17 protein-coding genes are annotated in these 21,750 nt (G+C 75.0%); 6 read left to right on the forward strand and 11 right to left on the reverse strand.

Annotation, left to right across the window (positions count from 1 at the left end; genetic code table 11):
- Window positions 1-161 precede the first annotated feature (161 nt).
- From HD595_RS04130 to HD595_RS04145, 4 genes are all read right to left on the reverse strand, one after another.
- Window positions 162-2,702 (reverse strand): DUF7824 domain-containing protein, encoded by a 2,541-nt coding sequence (locus tag HD595_RS04130; RefSeq protein WP_253765735.1) that lies wholly within the window; start codon window positions 2,700-2,702, stop codon window positions 162-164.
- 80 nt (window positions 2,703-2,782) lie between these two features.
- A complete protein-coding gene (locus tag HD595_RS04135; protein WP_253765737.1) occupies window positions 2,783-3,535 on the reverse strand; it encodes a cupin domain-containing protein in 753 nt (250 codons plus the stop codon).
- On the reverse strand, window positions 3,532-4,449 hold the full coding sequence (locus HD595_RS04140; protein WP_253765739.1) for a DUF6807 domain-containing protein: 918 nt from the start codon (window positions 4,447-4,449) through the stop codon (window positions 3,532-3,534). Before HD595_RS04140 ends, HD595_RS04135 begins: the two co-directional genes overlap by 4 nt.
- Window positions 4,446-5,546 carry a Gfo/Idh/MocA family protein gene (locus HD595_RS04145; RefSeq protein ID WP_253765741.1) on the reverse strand — a complete coding sequence of 367 codons (1,101 nt, stop codon included), beginning with the start codon at window positions 5,544-5,546 and terminating at the stop codon, window positions 4,446-4,448. Before HD595_RS04145 ends, HD595_RS04140 begins: the two co-directional genes overlap by 4 nt.
- 182 nt (window positions 5,547-5,728) lie before the next feature.
- Between HD595_RS04145 and HD595_RS04150 the strand changes: the two genes are divergently transcribed.
- Window positions 5,729-6,145 carry a peptidase inhibitor family I36 protein gene (locus HD595_RS04150; protein ID WP_253765743.1) on the forward strand — a complete coding sequence of 139 codons (417 nt, stop codon included), beginning with the start codon at window positions 5,729-5,731 and terminating at the stop codon, window positions 6,143-6,145.
- A gap of 125 nt (window positions 6,146-6,270) precedes the next feature.
- On the opposite strand, the gene HD595_RS04155 is transcribed toward HD595_RS04150, so the two are convergent.
- Window positions 6,271-8,439, reverse strand: coding sequence for a SufS family cysteine desulfurase (locus tag HD595_RS04155; protein ID WP_253765745.1), 2,169 nt, complete (start codon window positions 8,437-8,439; stop codon window positions 6,271-6,273).
- A gap of 205 nt (window positions 8,440-8,644) precedes the next feature.
- Between HD595_RS04155 and HD595_RS04160 the strand changes: the two genes are divergently transcribed.
- Window positions 8,645-10,153, forward strand: a complete 1,509-nt coding sequence (locus HD595_RS04160; RefSeq protein WP_253765747.1) for a helix-turn-helix domain-containing protein — start codon at window positions 8,645-8,647, stop codon at window positions 10,151-10,153.
- 173 nt (window positions 10,154-10,326) lie between these two features.
- On the opposite strand, the gene HD595_RS04165 is transcribed toward HD595_RS04160, so the two are convergent.
- Together HD595_RS04165 and HD595_RS04170 are read right to left on the reverse strand one after the other, a co-directional pair.
- Entirely contained in the window at window positions 10,327-13,410 is a 3,084-nt protein-coding gene (locus HD595_RS04165) for a CARDB domain-containing protein (protein WP_253765749.1), read from the reverse strand.
- Between the two features lie 147 nt (window positions 13,411-13,557).
- Window positions 13,558-14,124, reverse strand: a complete 567-nt coding sequence (locus HD595_RS04170; RefSeq protein ID WP_253765752.1) for a TetR/AcrR family transcriptional regulator — start codon at window positions 14,122-14,124, stop codon at window positions 13,558-13,560.
- A 119-nt stretch (window positions 14,125-14,243) separates the two neighbouring features.
- On the opposite strand from HD595_RS04170, the gene HD595_RS04175 reads away from it, so the two are divergent.
- A complete protein-coding gene (locus tag HD595_RS04175) occupies window positions 14,244-14,705 on the forward strand; it encodes a cupin domain-containing protein (protein ID WP_253765753.1) in 462 nt (153 codons plus the stop codon).
- A 15-nt stretch (window positions 14,706-14,720) separates the two neighbouring features.
- On the opposite strand, the gene HD595_RS04180 is transcribed toward HD595_RS04175, so the two are convergent.
- The gene (locus HD595_RS04180) at window positions 14,721-15,641 is read right to left on the reverse strand and encodes a universal stress protein (protein WP_253765755.1); all 921 of its coding nucleotides are present in this window, start codon (window positions 15,639-15,641) and stop codon (window positions 14,721-14,723) included.
- A gap of 108 nt (window positions 15,642-15,749) precedes the next feature.
- On the opposite strand from HD595_RS04180, the gene HD595_RS04185 reads away from it, so the two are divergent.
- The gene (locus HD595_RS04185) at window positions 15,750-17,915 is read left to right on the forward strand and encodes a glycoside hydrolase family 65 protein (protein ID WP_253765757.1); all 2,166 of its coding nucleotides are present in this window, start codon (window positions 15,750-15,752) and stop codon (window positions 17,913-17,915) included.
- Between the two features lie 8 nt (window positions 17,916-17,923).
- Here the strand turns inward: HD595_RS04185 and HD595_RS04190 are convergent, their stop codons facing one another.
- Complete coding sequence (locus tag HD595_RS04190) at window positions 17,924-18,451, reverse strand: hypothetical protein (RefSeq protein ID WP_253765758.1); 528 nt, start codon at window positions 18,449-18,451, stop codon at window positions 17,924-17,926.
- A 273-nt stretch (window positions 18,452-18,724) separates the two neighbouring features.
- On the opposite strand from HD595_RS04190, the gene HD595_RS04195 reads away from it, so the two are divergent.
- A complete protein-coding gene (locus tag HD595_RS04195; protein ID WP_253765760.1) occupies window positions 18,725-19,381 on the forward strand; it encodes a CBS domain-containing protein in 657 nt (218 codons plus the stop codon).
- Window positions 19,382-19,538: 157 nt separating this feature from the next.
- Here the strand turns inward: HD595_RS04195 and HD595_RS04200 are convergent, their stop codons facing one another.
- Window positions 19,539-20,207 (reverse strand): CBS domain-containing protein, encoded by a 669-nt coding sequence (locus HD595_RS04200; RefSeq protein WP_253765762.1) that lies wholly within the window; start codon window positions 20,205-20,207, stop codon window positions 19,539-19,541.
- 113 nt (window positions 20,208-20,320) lie between these two features.
- The gene (locus HD595_RS04205; RefSeq protein ID WP_253765764.1) at window positions 20,321-21,163 is read right to left on the reverse strand and encodes a universal stress protein; all 843 of its coding nucleotides are present in this window, start codon (window positions 21,161-21,163) and stop codon (window positions 20,321-20,323) included.
- Between the two features lie 199 nt (window positions 21,164-21,362).
- Between HD595_RS04205 and HD595_RS04210 the strand changes: the two genes are divergently transcribed.
- On the forward strand, window positions 21,363-21,629 hold the full coding sequence (locus HD595_RS04210) for a DUF1876 domain-containing protein (protein ID WP_175589096.1): 267 nt from the start codon (window positions 21,363-21,365) through the stop codon (window positions 21,627-21,629).
- The last annotated feature ends 121 nt before the right edge of the window (window positions 21,630-21,750 follow it).

The raw sequence follows: 21,750 nt of genomic DNA on the forward strand, positions 1-21,750 counted from the left end.
GGTGCGGGGTCAGCGATCAGAGTTGTCGACACAGGGTTTCCCCGTTGAAGACGATGTAACGCGGACTCACCATGAGCAGCCCAGATCCTGTTTCGGTCTTTTCGATCGCGCGCGGACCAGCACGCTCCGAACAGGAATAGTCTCAGAGAGTGACATCCTCGTCAGCCCCCGGTCACGGATTCGCCCAGTGCGACCAGCCGGTGCAGCCGTCGCGCCTCCTGCGCCACCCGGCTGGAGCCCTTGCGGCCCGCCATGGCGGCCAGGGCGGGCAGGTCCGCCTGGGCCTTCGCGGGGCGGGCGGCGGTCGCGGCGGCGGCCATGAGGTCGGCGAGCCCGGTGCGGGGCCGGTCGCCGTCCACCGGGAGCAGGGCGGCCAGCAGGCGTGCGGCCACCGCCCACACCACGTCGTGGCCGCCCGCGCGCGCCGCCTCGTCGAGGGTCGCCGACACCCGGTTGAGCTTGAGGTATCCGTCAGTGATCAGTTCGGTGAGTGCGGCGCCGAGGGCCTCGACCGGCGTCTCGCCGCGCGCCGCCAGCGTGAGCAGCGCGTCTGCCGTGCTCGACCGGGACGCCGAATCGGCGTGGCCCATGCCGTAGGCCAGCGCGTACGCGGTGGCCGTCCCCGCCGGGCCGGCGCAGTGCGCGAGGTCTCCCAGGACGGCGGCCACGCCGCTCTTCGCCTCCGCCGCATGCGCGAGGTGCGGCAGGAGATGGGCCGCCGCGAGCTCCCGGTGCGACGGGAGGGCCAGGGCCCACCAGTTCGGCAGCTCGGGGTAGTCGTGGGACCAGACCGTGTCCAGCCCCTCCACGGCGGGCAGGGTCAGGGTCACGCGGACGCTCTTCTTGGTCGACCAGTAGTCGGACGTGCTGTACGGCTCGCAGGACACCTCCGGGTCGGGCAGGCGGTCGCCGGACATCCAGGCGGCGCAGGCGCGCCCGGCGTCGGAGGTGAAGGTCCTGGCCCGGGCCGCGGTCGCCGCGTCCACGTCGCGGGGCAGCCGGAGGAGGGCCTGCGCGAGGTCGGCGGGCAGCGCCTCCGCCCCGGACGCCTCCAGGAGGGCGAGACGGTCGAGCAGCACTTCAGGGTCCACGTGCCCGGTGCCCGTGGTGGGGGTGGCCAGCAGCACCGGGTGGCCCGCCCCGCGCTCGAACACGGCGACCAGCTCGAACGCGCGGGCCCGGTACAGCCGGTCGATCGGCCCGCAATGCGGTGACGAGCCGTTGGGCCAGTTCGCGGAGGTGATGCCGCGGCTCTGCTCCGGGGCGGCGAAGGCGAGGAAGGCCCGGTTGAGGAGGTGCTCCGCCTCGTCGTCGAGGTTCTGGCCGTAGGAGTGGCGGGGGTGCTCCCACCAGGGGCGCAGCGCCTCGCGCAGCACGTCGGGCGCGCGGTGCGACCACTCGGCGAGCCCCGCGAGGAGCCGTTCGAAGGCGGACGCGTCGTCGTGCTGCCCGCGGAAGCCGGCCAGCTCGCGGGCCAGCTCGTCGGGCGAGGCGACGGGCGGCGGGAGCGACGGGGCGGGAGCCGCCACCAGGGACGGGGCGGCCGGCTCGTCCTCCTCGGGCAGCTCGCCGTAGGCCGCGGCGATCCGTTCGCGCAGCTCGGACGGCAGCGTCGCCGCCGCCTCCCTGATCGCCGCGCGCCCCTCCTCCCCCGCCACGGGCGCCAGCGGCACCGCCAGCCGTACCGCCCGCTCCTGCAGCACCAGCGCCTCGTGGCCGATGATCTCGGCCAGCGCGCGCAGCGCGACGTCGGCCCGCCCGGCGGCGCGGGGCCCGGCCGTGGCCCCGAGCCACGACAGCACGGCCCGCAGCAGCCTGGGCTCCGGCCGGAACGTCAGGGCCTCCACCGCCTCGGCGAACAGCTCCTCCTCCAGCCGTCCCGCCTCGTCCAGCGCCCGCAGCCGCGCCACGGCCGACTCGGCCACCGGGACCGGCGCGGGCGGCAGCAGGCGCACGTAGTCCTTGGCGCGTGACGCCGTCTCGTCGAGGTCGGGGGCGAGCCAGTCGTGCAGGTTCGCGAGGACGGGCAGGCCGTTCTGCCCGTCGCGCAGGAGGCGGCCGACGACGCCGTCGAGCACGGCGCGGCGATCCAGCAGCCCGGCCCGCACCAGCTCGTCCAGGACCATGGCCTCGGCGACCGAGAAGCCTTCGCGCAGGGCGTCGCTCTCGAAGATCCGTGGCCCCAGGACGGGCAGCAGCGGGTCCGCCGCCGCCGACTCGGCCCGCAGCTCGTTCAGCCAGCCCGCCATGAACGCGGGGTTGTCCGGCGGCTCGGCGCCGGTCTCGCGGACGAGGGCGGCGGCCAGCTCCCAGTGGTCCAGCTCCGGCAGCCGCACCCGGGCGGCGACGCGGCGGGCCAGGTCGGCCCGCCACGGCTCCGGCCGGTCGCGCACCAGCTCCAGGATGCGGGCGACGTCGTTCGGGTCCTGCCTGCGCCAGCGGAACTCGCGCCGGAACAGCCACGCGGCGACCGCCGCCGAGCCGCCGAGACAGCCGGCGCCCACCATCATGAGGGGACGGATGTGGTGGCGGAACTCCCCGGCCCACCCCGGCTGCCCGCCGCGGACCGCCTTCCGCACGTGCTCCGTCGCCTCGGCCGCGACGGCCTTGCGGTCGGCCGGGCCGAGCCCGGCCACGAGCCAGGCCGTGCGGGCGGCGTCGCCGCCGCGGATGAAGGGGTACAGGTCGTTCCAGGCGGTCATGAGGGCCTCTCCAGTACGGGGGGTCACTGGATCCGGGACGTTAGCGACGCCCTACGACAATCTTGATCGGCCGGTCGGGCTCAGCGGACGGTGGGGTGGGTGACGTCGTGGGCGCGGAGGTGCCCGCACATGCCCCACCGCTCCTCGGGCGGGCTCTCCAGGAGGGCCGATCCGGCGAGGTGGGCGGCGTCGCCCGCCTCCAGGGCGTCCAGCACGGCGGCGGTGTGCCGCGCCTGTTCGGCCACGTTGCGCTCCCACAGCTCCCGCCAGCGCCCCACGTTCGGACGCACCAGCGCCACCGCGTCCGCGTACAGCCGGCGCAGCGGCCCCAGGTCACCGGCCGCGGCCGCCTGCGCGAGCCGCAGGAAGCCCTCCACCGCGAGCTCACGCCGCCGGGCCACCGCCCGCTCGATCTCCTCCGGCGACGCCCCGGCGGGCAGCGCGGCGGCCGCGCGATAGCGCGCGGGGTCCCCCACCACGTCCGGGGGGAACGTCATGACCGCGTCACCCGCCTCCGGCAGGCCCGCGTTCTGCATCACGACCACCACCTCCAGGCCGTCGTGGTTGACCGCCCGGTGGATCGTCCCCGGCGTGAACCACACCGTCGAGCCGGGCGCCAGCTCGGTCTCGCGCGGTCCGCGCACGTCCAGCGTCTGCAACGCGCCGCGCCCGCCGACCACCACGTACGCCTCCGTCGAGGCCGTGTGCAGGTGCGGCGTCCCGCCCGCGAGACCGTCGGCCGCGCACGTGCCGGAGTACACCGACAACCGGCTCACCGACGTGCCACCCGGGAACGCCATGCCGCCGGAGAACGCCCCGCCGCCGGAGGTCATGCCGCTCCCCCGGCCAGCGCCGCCCTGCCCCGCTCGGCCAGCAGCGCCGTGCCCTGCTCCCCCCTGTCGCCGTCGGCCACCACGACCGCGTACCGGAAGCGCAACGTCTCGCCGTCCGGCAGCTCCAGCTCCTCGCTGAAGAACGGCGCCGGGCACAGGCAGGCGAACTCCTCCGTGCGGGCGAACCACTGCGGCGGATGCCGCGGGTTCGCGGCGTCGTCCACCATGACGATCGTCGAGTGCCCGCCCGTGCCGTCGTGCCGGCCGCGGAAGCCGAACCACTCGGCGCGGGTGCCGCGCAGCTCGCCGCCGCCCGCCCCGGCGGGCGACTGGATGAGGCCGCCGGTGAACGAGCGCGGGCCGCGCCAGAACAGGCCGCCGTAGCCGGCGTTCTCGCGTCCCTTGGTGGTCGGGGAGCCGAAGGACAGCGTCGCGCCGGACACGTTCGTCATGGCCGTGTCGAACACCAGGGCCCACGTCGCGTCGTCGAGGACCGAGGCGGCCAGCGCGCGGCGCTCGTCGATGACGGGGTCGCCGGCCTGGGAGGTCCAGGCGAGGGTGTGGCCGATCCCGGCCCGGCCGCCCTCGGCCGACAGCGTGGTCATCTCCTGGTGGGTGGCGCTGCCGTTGTTGTCGAGCTGCACGTAGAAGCGGCCGTGCACGTACGTCGGGCCGCCCCAGAAGTTGTGCTCGCCGACGTGCGGCAGCGACCAGGCGATGCCCTTGTGCCAGACGTGGTCGTGCGGCCGGAACAGCGACACGAGCTCGCCGCCGAGGGTGCGGACCGGGTGGAGGTACGGCTTGGGCGACTCCAGCACCGGCGTGTCGGGCCGGTAGACGTAGGTGAAGAGCTGGACGCCGCCCGCCGAGACGGCGACCGAGCGGCCGAGAGCGTGGTCGACCTGCAGGGTCACTGGTTCCTCACCTTTTCCCACGGTGCGCCGGTCCCGTCCATCCGCGTCGCGAACGGGTCGCCGGGCGTGATCTGTCCGCTGCGTACGCGCTCGCCGGTGAAGGCGGAGCGGTACAGGGCGGCGATGAACTCCATCGTCCGCCGGGCGTCCCCGGCCGTGACGGGCGGCGCCTCGCCCCGGTCCAGGGCGTCGAGCACCGCCGCGAACCAGCCCTCGTGGCCGCTCGGCACGGAGCTGCGCTCCCGGTTCCACAGGGCCGCGACGTCCTCGTGGCCGGGGGCCGGGGTGACGGTCCAGTCGTCGTCGGTGTAGCCGTACAGGTGCTCCACCTCGACGGTGGCGCGTTCGTAGTCGAAGCGCAGCGCGGAGGTCTGCCGGGGCGAGACCACCGAGTTGACCACGGTGGCGACCGCGCCGCCGTCGAAGGTGACCAGCGCGGCCGACACGTCCTCGGTGTCGACGGCGCGGGCCCGGCGGGCGGCGAGCGCGGTGACCTCGCGCCACGGTCCGAGCACGGAGAGCAGCAGGTCGAACTGGTGGATGCCGTGTCCCATGGTAGGGCCGCCGCCCTCGCTCTCCCACGTGCCGCGCCAGGGCACCGCGAAGTACGCCTCGTCGCGGTACCACTGGGTGGCGCAGGTGGCGAGCAACGGCCGGCCCAGCTCGCCCGCGCCGGCGAGGCGGCGCAGCCGCAGCGCGCCCGCGCCGAAGCGGTGCTGCAGGACGGTGGCGACGTGCGCGGTCGAGCGGGCCTCGGCCGCCACCAGCGTGTCCATCTCGGCCAGCGAGAGCGTCGGCGGCTTCTCCACCAGCACGGTCACCCCCGCCTCCAGGCACTCCAGGGCGAGCGGCGCGTGCAGCGCGGGCGGGGTGCAGAGGTGGACCAGGTCCACGTCGCCCTCGCGCAGCAGGTCGGTCAGGCTCGCGTGGACGCGGGGGATCTCCCACGTCTCCGCGAACGCCTTGGCCCGGCCGAGATCCACGTCCACGGCGGCGGCTAGGCTCGCCCGCCCGGCCGAGGCGGCGACGGCCCCGGCGTGGGCGGAGGCGATCCCACCGGTGCCGACGATGGCGGACCGGTAGTTCCGTTGAGACAAGGTGGGGCTCCAGGGGGGCGGGGAGACAGCGGGAAAACGCTTTCCCAAAAGTCTGCCCGGAGGGCCGCGGCAGCGTCAAGGGCCGCCCGCCGAGGAAGAGGCATCGCACCCCTTCACCTACAAGATCTCAACAGGTATGGTCAGATCCGTTCGCGAAGAAAAGTTTCACCCCTGGAGGGACAGTGGGCAAGAAGCTTCAGTTGCTGGCGTTACCGGTGGCGGCCATCGCGCTGGCCACCCTGACCGCCGGCCCGGCCCAGGCCGCCGACGGCTACGACCGCTGCCACGCCGGTTACTACTGCCTGTTCTCCGGCCTCGACGGCTCGGGCGACATCGTCGAGATCAAGAGCGACACCCCCGACCTCGGCGCGCTGAACATGGCGGACCGCGCCAAGTCCGACTGGAACCGGACGAGCTCCTACATCCACCTGTACTCCGAGGCCAACTACGGCGGCTGCTCGGCGGTGACCAGCCCCGGCGGCAAGGGCAACTTCTTCAGCGCCTTCCGCGACTTCTTCGACTCCGTCCGCGTCGGCGGCCCGAACGGCCCCTCCTGCGAGGTGACGTTCTCCCGCTCGGTCACCGACTCGCACGGCTGACCCGGACTCCGGCCCGGCGGCGCGCGAGGGGTCACGCGCGGCGCCGGGCCGGAGCCGTCACCATGCGACGAGCAGGGGCCCGCCGGTCACCGGCCCTCCTGCTCGCCGCCGCGGCCCGTCATGCGCTATGCGCGGGCCGTCACGACGCTCGCCGCCGTCTCCCCGTGCAGGCCGCGCTCGTCCGTGTTCCGGGCCAGCAGCTCCCGTACGGCCTGCCGCAGCGCCTCACCGTGGCCGGCGGCGTACGGCGAGGCGACCGCCGAGAACCCGAACAGGCAGCACAGCGCGTCCGGCCCGCCCGGCAGCGTGACCGGGACCGTCCACTCGCGCACCTCGACCCCCGTGAACCCCGCCTCCTCCACCAGCGCGGCGACCTCCTCCCCGGCCAGCGTCCACGGCTCGGCGAACAGCTCGGCCTCCTCCGGACCCAGCACGGCCCCCACGGCGTCGCGCAGCGCGCGGAACAGCGGGTTGCGCTCCAGCGGCAGCCAGGTGACGATCGCGATCCGCGCGCCCGGCCGGGCCGCCCTGCGCATCTCCGCGACCGCCGCCCGCCGGTCCGGCACGAACTGGAGCACCTGCTGCGCGGTGACGACGTCGAACGCCTCGTCGGACACGTGCAGCGGCGCGGCCCCGCACTCGACGTACTGGATGGACGCGGACTGGATCGGCACGGACTCGATCGGCGCGGAGTCGATGGGCGTTGAGTCGATGGGCGTTGAGTCGATGGGCGCTGAGTCGATCGGCCCGGACAGGATCGGCGCGGGCTGGATGCGGGCGCCGGAGGGTGGCGGCTCCTCGCGGGCGAGCGCCAGCATGGCCAGGCTCGGGTCCGTGCCGACGACGGCGCCGGCCGGGCCCACGGCCGCCGCCAGCACGCGCGCCACCGTCCCGGGCCCGGTGCCCACGTCCAGGGCCCGCGCGCCGGGCGCGGGGGCGAGCGCGCCGACCAGCCGTTCCGCCCACGGCCCGAAGATCGCCGGCACCAGCACCTCCCGGTACGGCCGGACCCGCGCCGTGCCGCCCGCCTCGAACGCGGGCGCCGCGCCCCCGCCCCGCGCCGACCTCGTCGCCCCCTCCAGCGTGGCGGCCAGGTGGTCCACCTCGTCGGCCGCGTTGTACAGGTAGAACGACGACCGGATGGCGGCCGGGATGCCGAAGCGGCTGCACGCGAGTTGCGCGCAGTGGTGGCCGGAGCGCACGGCGATGCCCGCCTCGTCGAGCACCGTCCGCAGCTTCTGCAGCGGCACCCCGTCCACGACGAACGACAGCAGCGGCAGCCGGTCCACGCCGTCGGCCGGCCCGATGAACCGGATGCCCGGCACCCGCCCGAGCCGCTCCAGCGCGTACTCGACGAGGGCCTGGTCGTGGGCCGCGATCGCGTCCATGCCGATCCCGGCCAGGAAGTCGCAGGCCGCGCCCAGCCCCACGGCCTGCGCGACCGGCGGCGTGCCGGCCTCGAACTTCAGCGGCGGCGCGGCGTACCGCATGGCGTCCACGCTGACCGTCTCGATCATCTCGCCGCCGCCGAGGAACGGCGGCAGCGCCTCCAGCAGCTCGTGCCGGCCCCACAGCACGCCGATCCCGGTCGGCCCGCACATCTTGTGCCCGGAGAACGTCACGAAGTCCGCGCCCAGCGCGGCGACGTCCACCGGGAGGTGCGGCACCGACTGCGCCGCGTCCACCACCAGCAGGGCGCCGACCTCGGCGGCGCGGGCGGCGATGGGCGCGATCGGGTTCACGGTGCCGAGGATGTTGGAGGCGTGGACGACCGCCACCACCCGGGTCCGCTCGGTGACCACCTCGGACAGGCGAGACAGGTCGAGGCGGCCGTCGTCGGTGATGCCGAGGTAGCGCACCGTCGCCCCGGCCCGCTCGGCGAGCAGCCGCCACGGGATGAGGTTCGAGTGGTGCTCCATCTCGGTCACCACGATCTCGTCGCCGGGACCGACCCGCAGGTCGTCGCCGGCCCACATGAGGGAGTTGGACAGGAGGTTGACGGCCTCGGTGGCGTTCTTGGTGAAGACGATCTCCTCGGGGCGGGCCGCGCCGACGAAGGCCGCCACGGTGCGGCGGGCCCCCTCGTACAGCTCGGTGGCCTCGACGGCCAGGCGGTAGACGCCGCGGTGGACGTTGGCGTTGGTGCGCGTGTAGTAGTGGGCCAGGGCGTCGAGCACCGGGGCGGGCTTCTGCGTGGTGGCGGCGCTGTCGAGGTAGACGGGCGGGCGGGAGCCGTCAGCGGGTGTCTCGAAGAACGGGAATGCCTTCCGAATCGACTCGACGTCGATCGCCATCGTGGCCTCCTCTGCCGTGCGGTGTAGCGGCAGTGTCGCCCGGGCCGGCGCGCGCGGACCCAACTGGAGTTGCGCCACGGAAATCCCACGATGTCCTCCGTACGATAGGCCGCCGCCGCCCCGGTGCGCGGGGGCGCGGGTGGCAGGAACCGGCCGCCGCTTCTGGCCTTCGTCCCGAAGATGATCTGGCGCCTAACCTGGCGGCATGGCCGGCGATTACTTGGTCGACGGGGCGCGGATCATGGCCATGCGGCGGGCGCGCGGCCTGTCCCGGCGGGTCCTGGCCGACCTCGTGGGCTGCAGCGAGGAGTGGCTGCGGCTCGTGGAGAAGGGCGTACGGCCGCTGGACCGGCTGTCCACGCTCATGCGCATCGCCGGCGTCCTGCGCGTCGAGGACCTGTCGGAGCTGGTGGACGGGCCGGTCGCGCTGCCCGCCGCGGCCGGCGTTCCGGGGCACCCGGACGGGGGGTTCGGCGGGTCGGCGGACATGGTGCTCGCGCTGCTGCTGCCCCGCCGCCCGGCGGACGACGGGCCGGTCGAGGACGTCCACCGGGTGCGCCGGCGGGTGTCGGCGGCCTGGGAGGTGTGGCGGCGCTCGCCGCGGCGGTACACGGAGCTGCGCCGCGACCTGCCCGGCCTGCTGCTGACGGCCCAGGCCACGGCCCGCGCCGCCCATGCGGAGGACGCGGCCTCCTCGGCGGGAGGTGCGCCCAAGAGAGAGGCGGCCTCAGAAGGGGCGCTCTCGGGGAGGGCGTTCTCGGGAAGGGCGGCCTCGGGAGGGGCGGGGACGGTGGCGGTCAGGGAGGTCGCGGGGATGGCGGCGGCCGAGCTGGGGCGGGTGTACCGGCTGTTCGCGACGGTGCTGCGCGGGAGCGGCGAGTACGCCCCCGCTCTGCTGGCGGCCGACCGGGCGGTGTCGGTCGCGCGGGGCGATCCCGTGGCGGCTGCGCCGGCGTGGGCGGAGACGGCCGAGGTCCTGGTGCTCCTGGGGCGCCCGGCCGACGCCCGCCGCGTCTGCCTGACGGCCGCCGACCTCGCCGCCGGCCCGGCGTCCCCCCGCAACAGGCCGTACGCGCCGGAAGCCGGAGCGACTCCGCGCAGCCGGCCGTACGCGCCCGAGGCCGGAGCGACTCCGCCCAGGCGGCCGTACGCGCCGGAAGCCGGAGCGACGTCGCACCCGCGCGGCACGCCGTACGCGGCGGCCGTGGGGGCGTGCCTGCTGGCGGCGGCGCTCGCCGCGGCGGCGGAGCACGACCTGCTGGGCGTCGAGGAGCTCCTGAACCGCGCACGCGGGCTGGCGGCCCGGCTCCCCGAGACCGACGGGGACGGAGGCGGAGACGGGGATGGAGACGCAGGCGACGGCGAGGACCGCGACGGCTTCCTGGTGGAGGTGGACCTGCGCGCGGCGGCGGCCGCGGTCCGCATGGGCCGGCACCGGCAGGCCCTGCGCCTGGCGGAGGGCCTCGACCCGGCCCGCCTGACCACCCGCGACCAGCGCGTCCGGCACTTCCTGACGCTGGCCGCCGCCCACGCCCGGGACCGCGCCCCGCGCGCCGCCGCCGCCATGCTCCGCAAGGTCGCGGAGAGCTGCCCGGAGGAGCTGAAGCACGGGGCCCAGGCGGTGCGGCTGCTGGCGGAGCTGCGCCTCCTGGACTGCGCGACCACCCAGGTCGAGCTCCGCGAGCTGCGCGAGCTCACCCGCCTCACCGCCTGACCCCGCGGGGAGCCGCGCACCAGCCCTCGGCGCGGCCCGGCACGGCGACGCCGCGGGACCCCCTCACGGTGGCCCCGCGGCGCGCGCCCGAGCGATCAGCCCCGGTGATCAGCCCCGGTGATCAGCCCCGGTGATCACCTCAAAGGATCAGCCCAAGGGATCGGCTCAACGGATCAGTAGCGTTCGGCGGCTCCCGTGTTGATCTCGATGAGGGCCAGCGTGGCCTGCTGGTAGGCCGCGAAGTCGTCGCCCGGCGGCCGGGTCAGCACCGTCCGGGCGTGCCGGGCGGCGCCGCCGACCGTCCGCGCCCCGATCCGGTCCATGGCGACGCCGCGCACCGCCGTGGCGGCGTTGATACGCCGGCTGCCCAGGTTGAGGTACGCGCCGAGCAGTTCGGTGCGCAGCGCCCGCGGCTGCGGGAGCGGCGGCGCGAGCGCGGCCGAGACCTCCTGCTGCGTCAGCAGCCCGTCCGGGGAGGAGCCGTCGGCCCCGTCGAAGCGGGTGTCGGTGGCCTGCACCCGGGCCAGCAGCTCGGCGGTGCGCAGCGCCGGCATCGCCATCCATACCGCCGACGGACGCGGGTCGCGGCTCGGCGCCACCTCCGTGACCGTCGAGGTGGCCGAGGCCGTCACCGGGTCGTACGCGCAGCCGTTCGCGTTGACGTACACCACCTTGGCGTGTCCCGTCTGCTCCGTGCCGCCCGTCACGAGCAGGCTGGAGCGGGTGGTGAACGCGACGGTCGCCGTGGCGCCCGCCTCCACCGGGCCGAGGCGCCAGGTCAGCGTGCCGCCGGAGACCTCCGTGGGCCGGGGCCCGCTCCCCTGGTCGAGGGCGGTGCTGTAGTACACCTCGTCGGGCAGCGCGTAGGTGAGCGTGACGCCGGTGGCGGCGGCGCCGCCGGTGTTGCGGACGGTCAGGGTGGTGGTCGTGGCCTCGCCCGCGTTCGCCTCCGGCGTGGTGGCGGCGGACAGGGTCAGGCGCGGCGCCTTGACCGTGCTCTTCGCCGTGCCGGTGTTGTCGGTGGTGTCGGCCTCGTCGCCGCCGGCGAGGTTCTTGGCCGCCACCGTGGCCTTGTTGGTCACGACCGAGTCGTTGTCGGCCGTGCACGGCACGACGTAGGTGAACGTGGCGGAGCGCTGCGCCGCCGCCCGGATGTCGGGCAGCCGCTGCTCGGCCGTGGTGCCGTCGGGGAAGGTGTCGGTCACCTTGACGTCGGCGGCGGTCCCCCGGCCCTCGTTGCGCACGAGGACGGTGTAGGTGAGGGTGTCGCCGGGCAGCGCCTCGGGCTTGTCCACGGTCTTGGTGGCGGTGACGTCCGGGTCGTAGAAGTCGCGCAGGGCCAGCTCGGCGCCGAGCACGGCCGGGAACCCGATCTCGGTGACGGACGTCGAGGCCGCCGGGGCGCCCGCGTCCGGGGAGCCCGCGGCGCGGTACTTGAGGCTTCCCCAGTCGTCGTGGCCGGTCAGCAGGGTGGCGCGGCCGGTGTCGCCGGGCCCGGGCGCCGTGTTGCAGGCGTCGCCGCCGTTGAGGATGGCGTCGCCCTCCCGCACGTCGTTGCCGGAGGGCATCGTGGTCAGGATGCCGTCCGTGCCGGCGAGGACGCAGACGTCGTCGTCGGAGTTGATGTCGGCGGCCACGCGGTTCGGGTCGTTCGGCACGGCGTCGTCGTTCCAGTTCAGCGCGCCGGTGCCGGGGCCGAACAGCGGATTGCCGCCGGGGAGCCGCCAGCGGGTGAGGTCCTCGCCGTCGCGGATGCCGTCGCCCTCCAGGAGCTGCCCCTTGTCGAGCGTGGGCAGCTCGCTGCGCGAGTAGTCGAGGCGGCGCGGCAGCGGGTCGGGGCCCGTCGGGATGCCGCCGGGGTCGAAGGCGTAGTTCATGACGCTGAGGTAGTTGGGCTTCATGTTGGTGCGGTCCGTGCCGCCGTGCGCCAGGCCGAGCGCGTGCCCCAGTTCGTGCATGATGCTGCCGGACTGGTCGCGTACGGTCCCCACGTCCGCGTCGGCGGCCCCGGTGCCCTTCTTCAGGATCTGCCGGTCGTCGGTGCGCGGGTCGGCGTCGGTGTCGCAGGTACGGTTGGAGCCGACCAGCAGGTCCTCGCCCATCTTCGCGTCCGTGGCGGCGGGCGTGGTGTCGAGCTTGCCGTTGTCGCCGGGCGCGACGCAAACCGTGCGCCAGCCGCCGAGGGTGACGATGAAGTCCTTGTTGTTCCCCCGGTTGGGCTCGCAGCAGCGGCCGGAGCTGAAGCCGCCGGCCGTCTGCCGGTGGGCGAAGATCGCGTAGTGGGCGTACGGGGCGAGCAGCTTGCTGAAGTTCGCGTCGCGCGCGGCGCGGTAGTCGGCGTCCAGGCCCATCACGTCGCGCTCGGCGACGGACGCGCCCGCGATGTGCACGAAGTCGACGCCCTGCGTGGTGGTGAAGCCCGGATACGGGCAGGGTGACACGGGATCCACGGGCGCGTCCTCGAAGGCGCGCTCGACCTCCTCGATCGCGGCGTCCTTCGGCTGGTGGCTGTGCCCGTCGGCGGCGCCGGTCATGTAGTCGATCTGCACGACGACGGACTTGCGGCACGGGTTCGCGCCCATGGCCTTGAGGTCGTACTTCATCGACCCGTCCTTGTCGCGCACCCCGAACCGCTCGATGACGTCGTAGATGCCGTCACCGTCGATGTCGGGCAGCGGGCTCAGCCGTTCGATCTTGATGCCGATGGTGATGGCGACGCCGTCGTTGGTGTCGGGGAAGTTCGGGTCGCCGTCGCCCGTGATGCGTTCCTGGCCGGGGGTGATGCCGTCCTCGGGGGACGTCCAGGTGTCGGTGCCGATGTCGTACGTGAGGTCGAGGTCGTCGTCCTGGTTGCCGGGGCTGATGTCCATGTGGTCGTCACCGAAGTTGGTGCCGTCGTCGTAGTCCCACAGCCGCACCAGGATGGGCACGGTGGTCCGGTCGTCGGGGACCGTGGTGTCCTGGGTGAAGACCCACGGGTCGGGGAAGGCGCTGGGGTTGAACACGTCGTCCTGGACGTACGGCTTGCGCAGCAGCGGCCCGTCGCCGATGCGGATCTCCGGGAAGTAGTCGCCGTCGCCCCCGTCGTCGTCGGGGTTCTCGCCCTGCTGGATCCAGGTGATGGACAGCTTCAGCCGGACGGCGGTCGAGGCGCGGGCCGGCGCGGCGAGCGCCGCCAGGCCGGCCGTGACGAGGAGCAGCGCGGCGAGGACGGCGAGCGCTCGGGCCCGGACCGCCACGCCGGGGTGAGGATGCATGACATTTCCCCCTGCCATCTGATGGGACTGTGGCAAGGATCGGGACGGGGACGGTGCGGCGCATGAGTAGCCCTCTACTCGGATGAGCCTTTGCCGGGAATTGGGCCGGTGCCGGGATATCCCGCACCGTACCGGTCATCGGTCGCCTCAGCGGGGCTTGAGGCCGTCGAGGGCGATCTCGGCGAAGCGGCGCCAGTCGCCGGCCTCGTTGCGGATGACCGACGCGAGACCGCAGACGATCATGTTGACGTCCGAGGCCGCGGCGTCCGCCCGGAACGCACCCGCGGCCTTTCCCCGTTCGACCAGCTCGCGGGCGACGTCCCTGAGCGCCTCCCCCGTCCGTCCCTGCGGTTCGGTGGTGCCCACCACGGCCTCGATGGCCTGCGACATGCCGCGGTCGGCGGTCAGCACCTCGCCGACGTGCGCCACGAAGAGGGCCAGCGCCCGGGCCGGGTCGGCCTCGCCGAGACAGTGTGCCCGCGCGTGCTCCAGCAGCTCGGCCGACCGGCTCTCGGCGGCGGCCTCGATGAGCGCCTGACGGGTCGGGAAGTGCCGGTAGAGGGTGCCGATGCCGACTTCGGCGACCCGCGCCACCTCCGTCATCTGCACCTCCTGGCCGTGCTCGGCGAACAGCGCCCGCGCCGCCTCCAGGACGCGGGCGCGGTTGCGCTCGGCGTCGGTGCGCGGCTTGCGGCGGGGCGGCGGTGTTGACATCGGGGCCCGTCCTCTGGCTAGAGTCGTTTACGGAATCCGGATTCCGGATTCCGCTTATGTCGTCCATTGTTCCACATGCCGCGGAGCTCGCGGCACTCGCGGCGCGAAGGGATACCCCCATGTCGAAGGACCGTTTCATCCTGCTCGAACCCGGCGAGGCCCGGCCCGGCCGCATCCGCGTCCCTCCCGCGTTCTCCGTGAAGGCGCGCACCGAGGACACCGAGGGGCGGCTGTCGCTGCTGGAGACGACCCTCGCCCGGGACATCCCGCGGCACGTCCACCATGAGGCCGACGAGTGCGTCTACGTGCTCGACGGTGTGCTGGAGGTGGAGTTCGACGACCGGGTCGAGCGACTGGGCAAGGGCGGGTTCGTGCTGCTGCCGCACGGGGTGCCGCACGCCCTGCGCAAGGGGTCGTCGCCGCCGCCCCGGGTCATCCAGATCTCCTCGCCCGGCGGATGGGAGTGCTACGTGGAGGACCTGGTCGAGGCCGGACCGGCGGTCACGACCGACGGCGCCTTCGACCCGGTGAAGCTCAACCAGGTCGCCGCCCGGCACGGCATCACCTACGAGGTCCCCTGACCCCGCGCCGGGCGGTCAGCGGACCACGGCGACGGTGCAGCGGGCGTGGTGGAGGACGCTCCGGCTGACCGAGCCCAGGAGCAGCGACCCGACCGGCCCCACCCCCCTGGACCCGACGACGAGCAGCGCCGCCCGGGTGGAGGCGGCCACCAGGGCCGGCACGGGCGGGCAGCGGGTGACCTCGCAGGTGACCGTCACGTCCGGGTAGCGCTCCCGCGGGCCCGCGAGCCGCTCCTCCCCGTGCCACTCCTCGACGTCCACGGTTTGCGCTTCCGGGGAGCGGCCACCCGCGCCCGTCCCGGTGAGCGGCCCGCGTCCGGGCGGCCGTCGCGTGGTGGCGTGCTCAGGGCGGGCGTGGACGACCAGCAGCGGGCGGCGGTGCAGCCGGGCCTGCTCGAACGCGAACTCCAGCGCGCGGTCCCCCTCCCCCGCCTCGCCCGCCCGCTCGTCACCGGCGCCCACGACGATCCGCCCGACCTGCCCGCCGCCCAGATCGCCGAACGCGATGCCGTACGGATCGTCGAACCCCATGCCGCCGGAGTCCGGCGCCTGCGGGCAGCGGGCCACCACGACCGCGCCGGCCACGTGCCCCGCGACCCGCAGCGGCACCGACCCCACCAGCGTGCCCGGCGCCACGCCCGCCCCGTGGCTCCCCACCACCACCTCGGCGGCCCCGGTGGCGCGCTCGCGCAGCACCTCGTCCGGCCGCCCCTCGGCCAGTTCGGTGGTCACGGCGGAGGCGCCCGCGTACCGGGCGGCGACCCGGGCGGCCTCGGCGAGCACCCGCTCCCCCTCCTCGGTCCCGGAGACGCCCGCGGGCACGGCGTGGACCAGGTGCACGCGCAGCCCGCGCCGCGACGCGTCGTCGGCAGCCCACCGCACGGCCGCGGCGGCGCCCGCCGAACCGTCCGTCCCGGCGACGATCACCCCGCTCATGACGCTCTCCCCGCTCTCCGCGAGCCCGCGCTCCCTCGTCCCCTACCCCTCCGGCCGGCGACGACGCGCCCCTGCCTGGGGGATGGGCGAGAGGGTAGAAGACCGGTCATGGATCCCTGGGTGCTGGCCTACGACGGGTTCGACCCGGCCGCCGAAGGGCTGCGGGAGGCGCTGACCACGCTGGGCAACGGGTACGTCGCCACCCGGGGCGCCGCGGCCGAGGCGGAGGCCGACGGCGTCCACTACCCCGGCACGTACCTGGCGGGCTGCTACGACCGGCTGGAGTCGCACGTCGCCGGCCGTACCGTGACGAACGAGGACATCGTCAACGTCCCCAACTGGCTGCCCCTGACATTCCGCCCCGTGGGCGGCGAGTGGTTCGCGCCCGGTGGCGACGTCCGGATCCTGAGCTGCCGGCGGCGGCTCGACCTGCGGCGCGGCGTCCTGACCCGACTGGTACGGGTGCGCGACGGCGACGGGCGCACGACCGCGGTGGAGGAGCGGCGGCTGGTGTCCATGGACGACCCGCACCTGGCCGCGCTGTCCGTCACCGTCACCCCCGAGGACTGGGACGGGCTCCTGGAGATCCGCGCGGCGCTCGACGGGCGGGTGGTCAACGCGGGCGTCGCCCGCTACCGCGAGCTGAACGGCCGCCACCTGGTGCCGCTCGCCGCCCACTCCTCCGCGGACGGGATCGTCGAGCTGCTGGCCCGTACCGCGACGTCACGGGTGGAGATCGCGCTCGCGGCCCGCACGACGGCGCCCGGCCATCCGGGCGCGCGCCGCGCCGCGCTCACCCGGCGGGCGTGGGCGGCCGACGTGCTGACCCTCCACGCGCACGCCGGCGAGGCCGTGCGGGTGGAGAAGATCGTGGCCGTCCACACCTCCCGCGACCGCGCCATCGGCGCCCCCGCCGAGGCGGCCCGCGCGGCGGCCCTGCGCGCGCCCGGCTTCGAGGAGCTGCTGGAGCGGCACGCCGGCGCGTGGGAGCGGCTCTGGGCGCGGGCCCGCGTCGAGAGCGGGGACGCCGAGGTGCGGCAGACCCTCAACCTGTACGCCTTCCACCTGCTGCAGACGGCCTCGCCGCACGTCGCCGACCTGGACGTGGGCCTGCCCGCCCGGGGCCTGCACGGCGAGGCGTACCGGGGACACGTGTTCTGGGACGAGCTGTTCGTCTTCCCGTACCTGGCGCCGCGCTTCCCCGGCGTCGCCGAGGCGTTGCTGAAGTACCGGTGGCGGCGCCTGCCCGCCGCCCGCCGGGCCGCGGCGCGGGAGGGGCGCGCCGGGGCGATGTTCCCGTGGCAGAGCGGCAGCGACGGCCGCGAGGAGACGCCGGACCTGCACCACAACCCCCGCTCGGGCCGCTGGCTGCCGGACAACTCCCACCTGCAGCGCCACGTCGGCCTGGCCGTCGCCGTCAACGCGTGGCGGCACCACCGGGTGACGCGGGACGCCGCGTTCCTCGCGGGGTTCGGGGGCGAGCTGATGGCGGAGGTGGCGCGCCTGTTCGCGGCGCTGGCCGTACGGGAGGGCGACCGGTACGCGATCCGCGGCGTGATGGGCCCGGACGAGTACCACGACGGCTACCCGGACCGCGCCGAGCCGGGCATCGACAACAACGCCTACACCAACGTGATGACGGCCTGGCTGATGCGCCGCGTGCTGGAGACCCCCGCCGTCGCAGACGCGGGCGGCCTCACCGCCGCCGACCTGGACCGCTTCGCCGAGCTGGCGCACGGGCTGCGGGTGGACTTCCACGACGGCGTCATCAGCCAGTTCGAGGGATACGGCGAGCTGCTGGAGCTGGACTGGGACCGCTACCGGCGCGGGTACGGCGACATCCGGCGGCTGGACCGCATCCTGGAGGCCGAGGGCGACACCCCGAACCGCTACAAGGCGTCCAAGCAGGCCGACGTGCTCATGCTGTTCCACGTGCTGGGCGAGGAGGAGCTGACCCGGCTGCTCACCGGCCTCGGATACGCCTGGGACCCGGCCGCCGCCGCGCGCACCGTGGACTACTACCTGGCCCGCACCTGCCACGGCTCGACGCTGAGCGCGGTGGTCCACGCCGGGGTGCTGGCCCGGGTCCGGCCGGGCGCCTCCGAGCCGTTCCTGGTGGAGGCGCTGAACAGCGACGTGCGGGACGTCCAGGGCGGGACGACGGCGGAGGGCGTGCACCTGGGCGCGATGGCGGGGGTGCTCAGCCTGTTCGGCGGGTCCGCGGAGCGACGCGCGAACGCCCACCCCGGGGCCGGGGCGGGCGCTGAGCCTTGAGGGCCGGGCTACTTGAGGATCGGGTGCCGCCGGACGACCGGCAGGTTGCCCAGGCCGAGGGTGGCGCCGGCGCCCGACAGGGCCAGACCGGCCAGGACGATCGTGTAGACGATGTGGTCGTCCATGAAGGGGTTGGTGGCGAGGGGCAGCTCCGCGGCCCACATGAGCACCAGCATCAGGCCGCCGCTGACGGCCGCGATCCGCATGCCCACGCCGAGCGTGAGGGCCAGGCCGACGCCGAGCAGGCCGGCCATGAACAGCCAGTCCACCCAGACCTGGCCGGCCAGCGCCGAGAACACCCCGCCGAGCGCGTTCTCACCGGTGCCCTTGAGGAAGCCGGTCGTCGGGCTGCCACCCGCGATCCAGGCCTTCGCGGCGGGGGTGGCGAAGCCCCAGCCGAACGTCTTGTCGAGGAACGCCCACAGGAACACCCAGCCGAGGCTGATCCGGGCGATCGCCCAGACGTAGTCGACGGGACGGTGCGCCGTCTCGGCCGTGTGAGCGCGGGGGGCGGTGCTGGGGAGCGTGGTGGCCATGACGGCCCCCTTCCTTGCCGGTTCAGGAGGTTCTCTTTGCATCTCCATGACATCGGACCGGCCGCCTCCGGGGCAGAGCCGTAAGGTCCGGTCCGCCGGGACCTTCCAGCCCCACCCGCCGGGACTTTCGGCCCGGCGGCGCCTCTGCCCCGCGATGTCGCGGTCGTCCGGAGGAAGGGGGGTCTTCGCTGTTCAGGAGGGTAATCAAGCCTCAGGCGGAGGTGACGGCCCATCGCCCCCGCCCTGCGCCGCCGGCGAGGAGGGTGGGAAGCCATGCTGGTCCGGGAGGTCATGTCGAGCCCGGTCGTGACGGTCGGCCGCACCACGTCGATCCGCCAGGCCGTCCGCGTGCTGTACGAGCACGACATCACCGCCGCCCCCGTCCTCGACGACGCCGGGCGGCTGGTGGGCGTGGTGTCCGAGCTGGACCTGCTGCGCGGCGAGTTCCCGCCGGACCCGCGCGCCAGTGCCCGGCCCGTGCCCGGCGGTGAGGGCCCGCCGCCCGCGCTCGTGTGGCAGGTCATGACCCACGCGGTGGTCACGGTCAGCGAGACGGCCGACGTGACCGCCGCCGTCGATCTCATGGTGGGCAAGCAGGTCAAGAGCCTGCCGGTGCTGGCCGGCCACCGCGTGGTCGGCATGGTCAGCCGGCGCGACCTGATGCGCATGCTGGCCCGTCCCGACGATGAGCTGCGCGCGGAGGTGGCGGCCGCGCTGCGTGAGCACTACCCGCACGGCCCGTTCTGGGAGGTGGCCGTGCACGACGGCGTCGCCGAGCTGCGCCCGGCCCCCGAGTCGCGCCCGTCCGCCGGCGCCGGTCCGTCCGGGGCGCTGCTGGCCTCCGGGCCCGGTGACGTGCTCGCCGAGCACGTCGCCGACGTGCTCGCCCGTACGGTGCCCGGCGTCGTCCGGGTCAGGCACCTGGGGTGATCGAGGACCGAGCTCGCAGGAAGAAGCCGGCGGCGAGACCCTTGGGAGTGGGCCTCGTGGTGGTCCCGCCGCCGACGAGGTGGCCGAACGCCATGCGGGCGGGCCGATGCGCGGCCGCGGCCCCGCCTGGTGTCGGAGCGCGGGAGAGTTCCCCGGCCTAGAGCAGCGGGGGCACGATGAGCCGGTCCTCCGGGGCGACGTCCAGCTCCGAGACGACGTCCACGACGCCGTCCACGGCGCGGAGTGCCTCGGCCGTCGCGGCGGCCTGCGACACGGAGCCCACGCGGCCCCGGATCGTCACCACGCCGCGGTCGATCTCGACGGAGAGCTCCCCGCCGGCGTCCGCCGGGTCCGGCAGCGCGGCCAGCACGTCGGCCTCCAGCTCGGCGGCAGGCCGGGTGAAGACCGCCAGGACGTCGCGCTGGTGGAGCGCGCCGATCACACGGCCGGTCACCGGGTCGATGACGGGAAGCTGCTTGATCCGCCGGTCGCGCATCGACCGGGCCGCGTCGCGCACCGGCGTCCCGGGGGTGACCGTGACGGCCGGCGCGGTCATGAGCTGCGCCGCCGTCGCGCCGGCCGCCTTCTCGTGCTCCCGCCGCCGGCGGGCGGCCCCGAGGAAGGGGAGGCCGGTCCGCCCGTCGCCCGCCTCCTTGAGCAGCAGGTCGTCCTCCGACACGACGCCGACCGGCCGCCGGTCGGCGTCGATCACCGTGACCGCGCCCACGCCGCCCAGCCTCATGGCGGTGATGATGTCGGAGAACGACGCGTCCTCCCGGACGGCGACGGCCATGCGGCCCATGACGTCCTTCACGGTGATGGACATGGGTGCCACCTCGCTTTCGCCTCTCACCTTGCTGCGCGGGGCCGCTCCGCGTCACCGGCCGACGTCCCGTCTCTTCGGGCCTTTGGCCCCGGGCCCGTACGGACCACGGACCCTCAGCGGGCGCGCACGACCGCCACGGGGCACTGCGCGTGGTGCAGGACGCCGCGGCTCACCGAGCCGAGGAACATCGACGCCAGGGCGCCCTGGCCGTGCGAGCCGACCACCACCAGGTCGCTCTCGGCCGACGCCCGGCGCAGCGCGTCCACGGGGTGCGAGGCGCGGACCTCCTCGGTGACGCTGACCTGCGGGTATTCCTTCTTGTACCGTTCGAGGTGCTCGTCGATGACCTCGCACGCGGCCTGGCGGATCGCGTCCATGTCGTGCGGGCCGGGCGCGAACGCGTACACGGGCATGTCCCAGGCGAACACGGCGCGCAGGGCGCTGCCGCGCAGCCTGGCCTGCTCGAAGGCGTACGGCAGGGCGGGCTCGCACGAGGACGTGTCGTCCACGCCGACCGTGACGACGCCGTGCCGCCGGCCGGTCTCGCCGCGCACCACGACGACGGGGCAGGGCGCCCGGCCCGCGACGTTGACGCCGGTCGAGCCGAGCAGCGCGCCGGCGAACCCGCCGAGCCCGCGGCTGCCGACGACGATCTCCGCGGCGTCCTGCCCCTCGTCCCGGAGGACCTGCGCCGGGGAGCCTTCGAGCATCCGCGTGGTCGCCTCGACGGACGGCTGGCGCTCGTGCGCCACGGCGAGCGCCTCGGCCAGGGCCTTCTCGCCGCCGCGGATGAGCGCGTCGGGCCACTCGGCGGTGGGGAACTTCGCGATCTGGTACGGCGAGCGGTCCACGGCGTGGACGATGCGCAGCGGCTCGTGCATCCGGAGGGCGTCGTCCGCCGCCCACTCCACGGCGGCGCGCGCGGGCGCGGAGCCGTCGACACCTACGATGATCATGGTCTGCCTCCCTGTCCGCTCCCATCGCATCGCGGGCAGGCGGCCGGAGGGCAGGGCCCTTGGTCCCGTCCGGCCGGGCCGAACGGCATCCCGATGGGTGATCGCCCACCGCGGCCTCTACCAGGCGTGATTCGACGGGCCCGCGCCGGGCACGCCTCGCAGGGAGGGGGAACGCCCGGCGAGAGGCGAGGAGGCGGCGATGAACGCCAAGCAATGGACCGTGCAGATCTACATCAGCGAGGACGAGGGCGACGAGCGGACGCTCGCCCGCGCCGTCCTGTCGGCGACCGGCACGCCCTGGCACGAGAGCGTGGGGCTGGCCCGGCGCAACCCGGCGGACCGTCCGGTGCCCGAGATCGGCGACGAGCTGGCCGCGGGCCGGGCCCTGATGGACCTGGCCGACAAGCTCCTGGGCGACGCCGCCAGGGACGTGGCGGAGCTGGGCGGCCCCGCCGAGGTCCGCTGAGGCCCTCCGAGGGCCGCGGAGGCGGCGGCGCCGACCGAAGCGGCCCCGGGAGGCCGGGCCGGACTGCCCGGCCACGAGGCGGCGGCGCCACCGCACGGGTGGCCACGGGCGGTCACGTCGC

Source organism: Nonomuraea roseoviolacea subsp. carminata (genome assembly GCF_024172185.1).
GTDB classification, from domain to species: Bacteria; Actinomycetota; Actinomycetes; order Streptosporangiales; family Streptosporangiaceae; genus Nonomuraea; species Nonomuraea roseoviolacea.

What these genes read in the sequence shown, in the direction of transcription:
- HD595_RS04210 (WP_175589096.1), top strand. Translation starts at nt 21,363, where the DNA reads ATGAACGCCAAGCAATGGACCGTGCAGATCTACATCAGCGAGGACGAG.
- HD595_RS04170 (WP_253765752.1), bottom strand. Translation starts at nt 14,124, where the DNA reads ATGTCAACACCGCCGCCCCGCCGCAAGCCGCGCACCGACGCCGAGCGC.
- HD595_RS04200 (WP_253765762.1), bottom strand. Translation starts at nt 20,207, where the DNA reads ATGTCCATCACCGTGAAGGACGTCATGGGCCGCATGGCCGTCGCCGTC.
- HD595_RS04155 (WP_253765745.1), bottom strand. Translation starts at nt 8,439, where the DNA reads ATGGCGATCGACGTCGAGTCGATTCGGAAGGCATTCCCGTTCTTCGAG.
- HD595_RS04180 (WP_253765755.1), bottom strand. Translation starts at nt 15,641, where the DNA reads ATGAGCGGGGTGATCGTCGCCGGGACGGACGGTTCGGCGGGCGCCGCC.
- HD595_RS04135 (WP_253765737.1), bottom strand. Translation starts at nt 3,535, where the DNA reads ATGACCTCCGGCGGCGGGGCGTTCTCCGGCGGCATGGCGTTCCCGGGT.
- HD595_RS04130 (WP_253765735.1), bottom strand. Translation starts at nt 2,702, where the DNA reads ATGACCGCCTGGAACGACCTGTACCCCTTCATCCGCGGCGGCGACGCC.
- HD595_RS04175 (WP_253765753.1), top strand. Translation starts at nt 14,244, where the DNA reads ATGTCGAAGGACCGTTTCATCCTGCTCGAACCCGGCGAGGCCCGGCCC.
- HD595_RS04185 (WP_253765757.1), top strand. Translation starts at nt 15,750, where the DNA reads ATGGATCCCTGGGTGCTGGCCTACGACGGGTTCGACCCGGCCGCCGAA.
- HD595_RS04205 (WP_253765764.1), bottom strand. Translation starts at nt 21,163, where the DNA reads ATGATCATCGTAGGTGTCGACGGCTCCGCGCCCGCGCGCGCCGCCGTG.
- HD595_RS04190 (WP_253765758.1), bottom strand. Translation starts at nt 18,451, where the DNA reads ATGGCCACCACGCTCCCCAGCACCGCCCCCCGCGCTCACACGGCCGAG.
- HD595_RS04160 (WP_253765747.1), top strand. Translation starts at nt 8,645, where the DNA reads ATGGCCGGCGATTACTTGGTCGACGGGGCGCGGATCATGGCCATGCGG.
- HD595_RS04195 (WP_253765760.1), top strand. Translation starts at nt 18,725, where the DNA reads ATGCTGGTCCGGGAGGTCATGTCGAGCCCGGTCGTGACGGTCGGCCGC.
- HD595_RS04165 (WP_253765749.1), bottom strand. Translation starts at nt 13,410, where the DNA reads ATGCATCCTCACCCCGGCGTGGCGGTCCGGGCCCGAGCGCTCGCCGTC.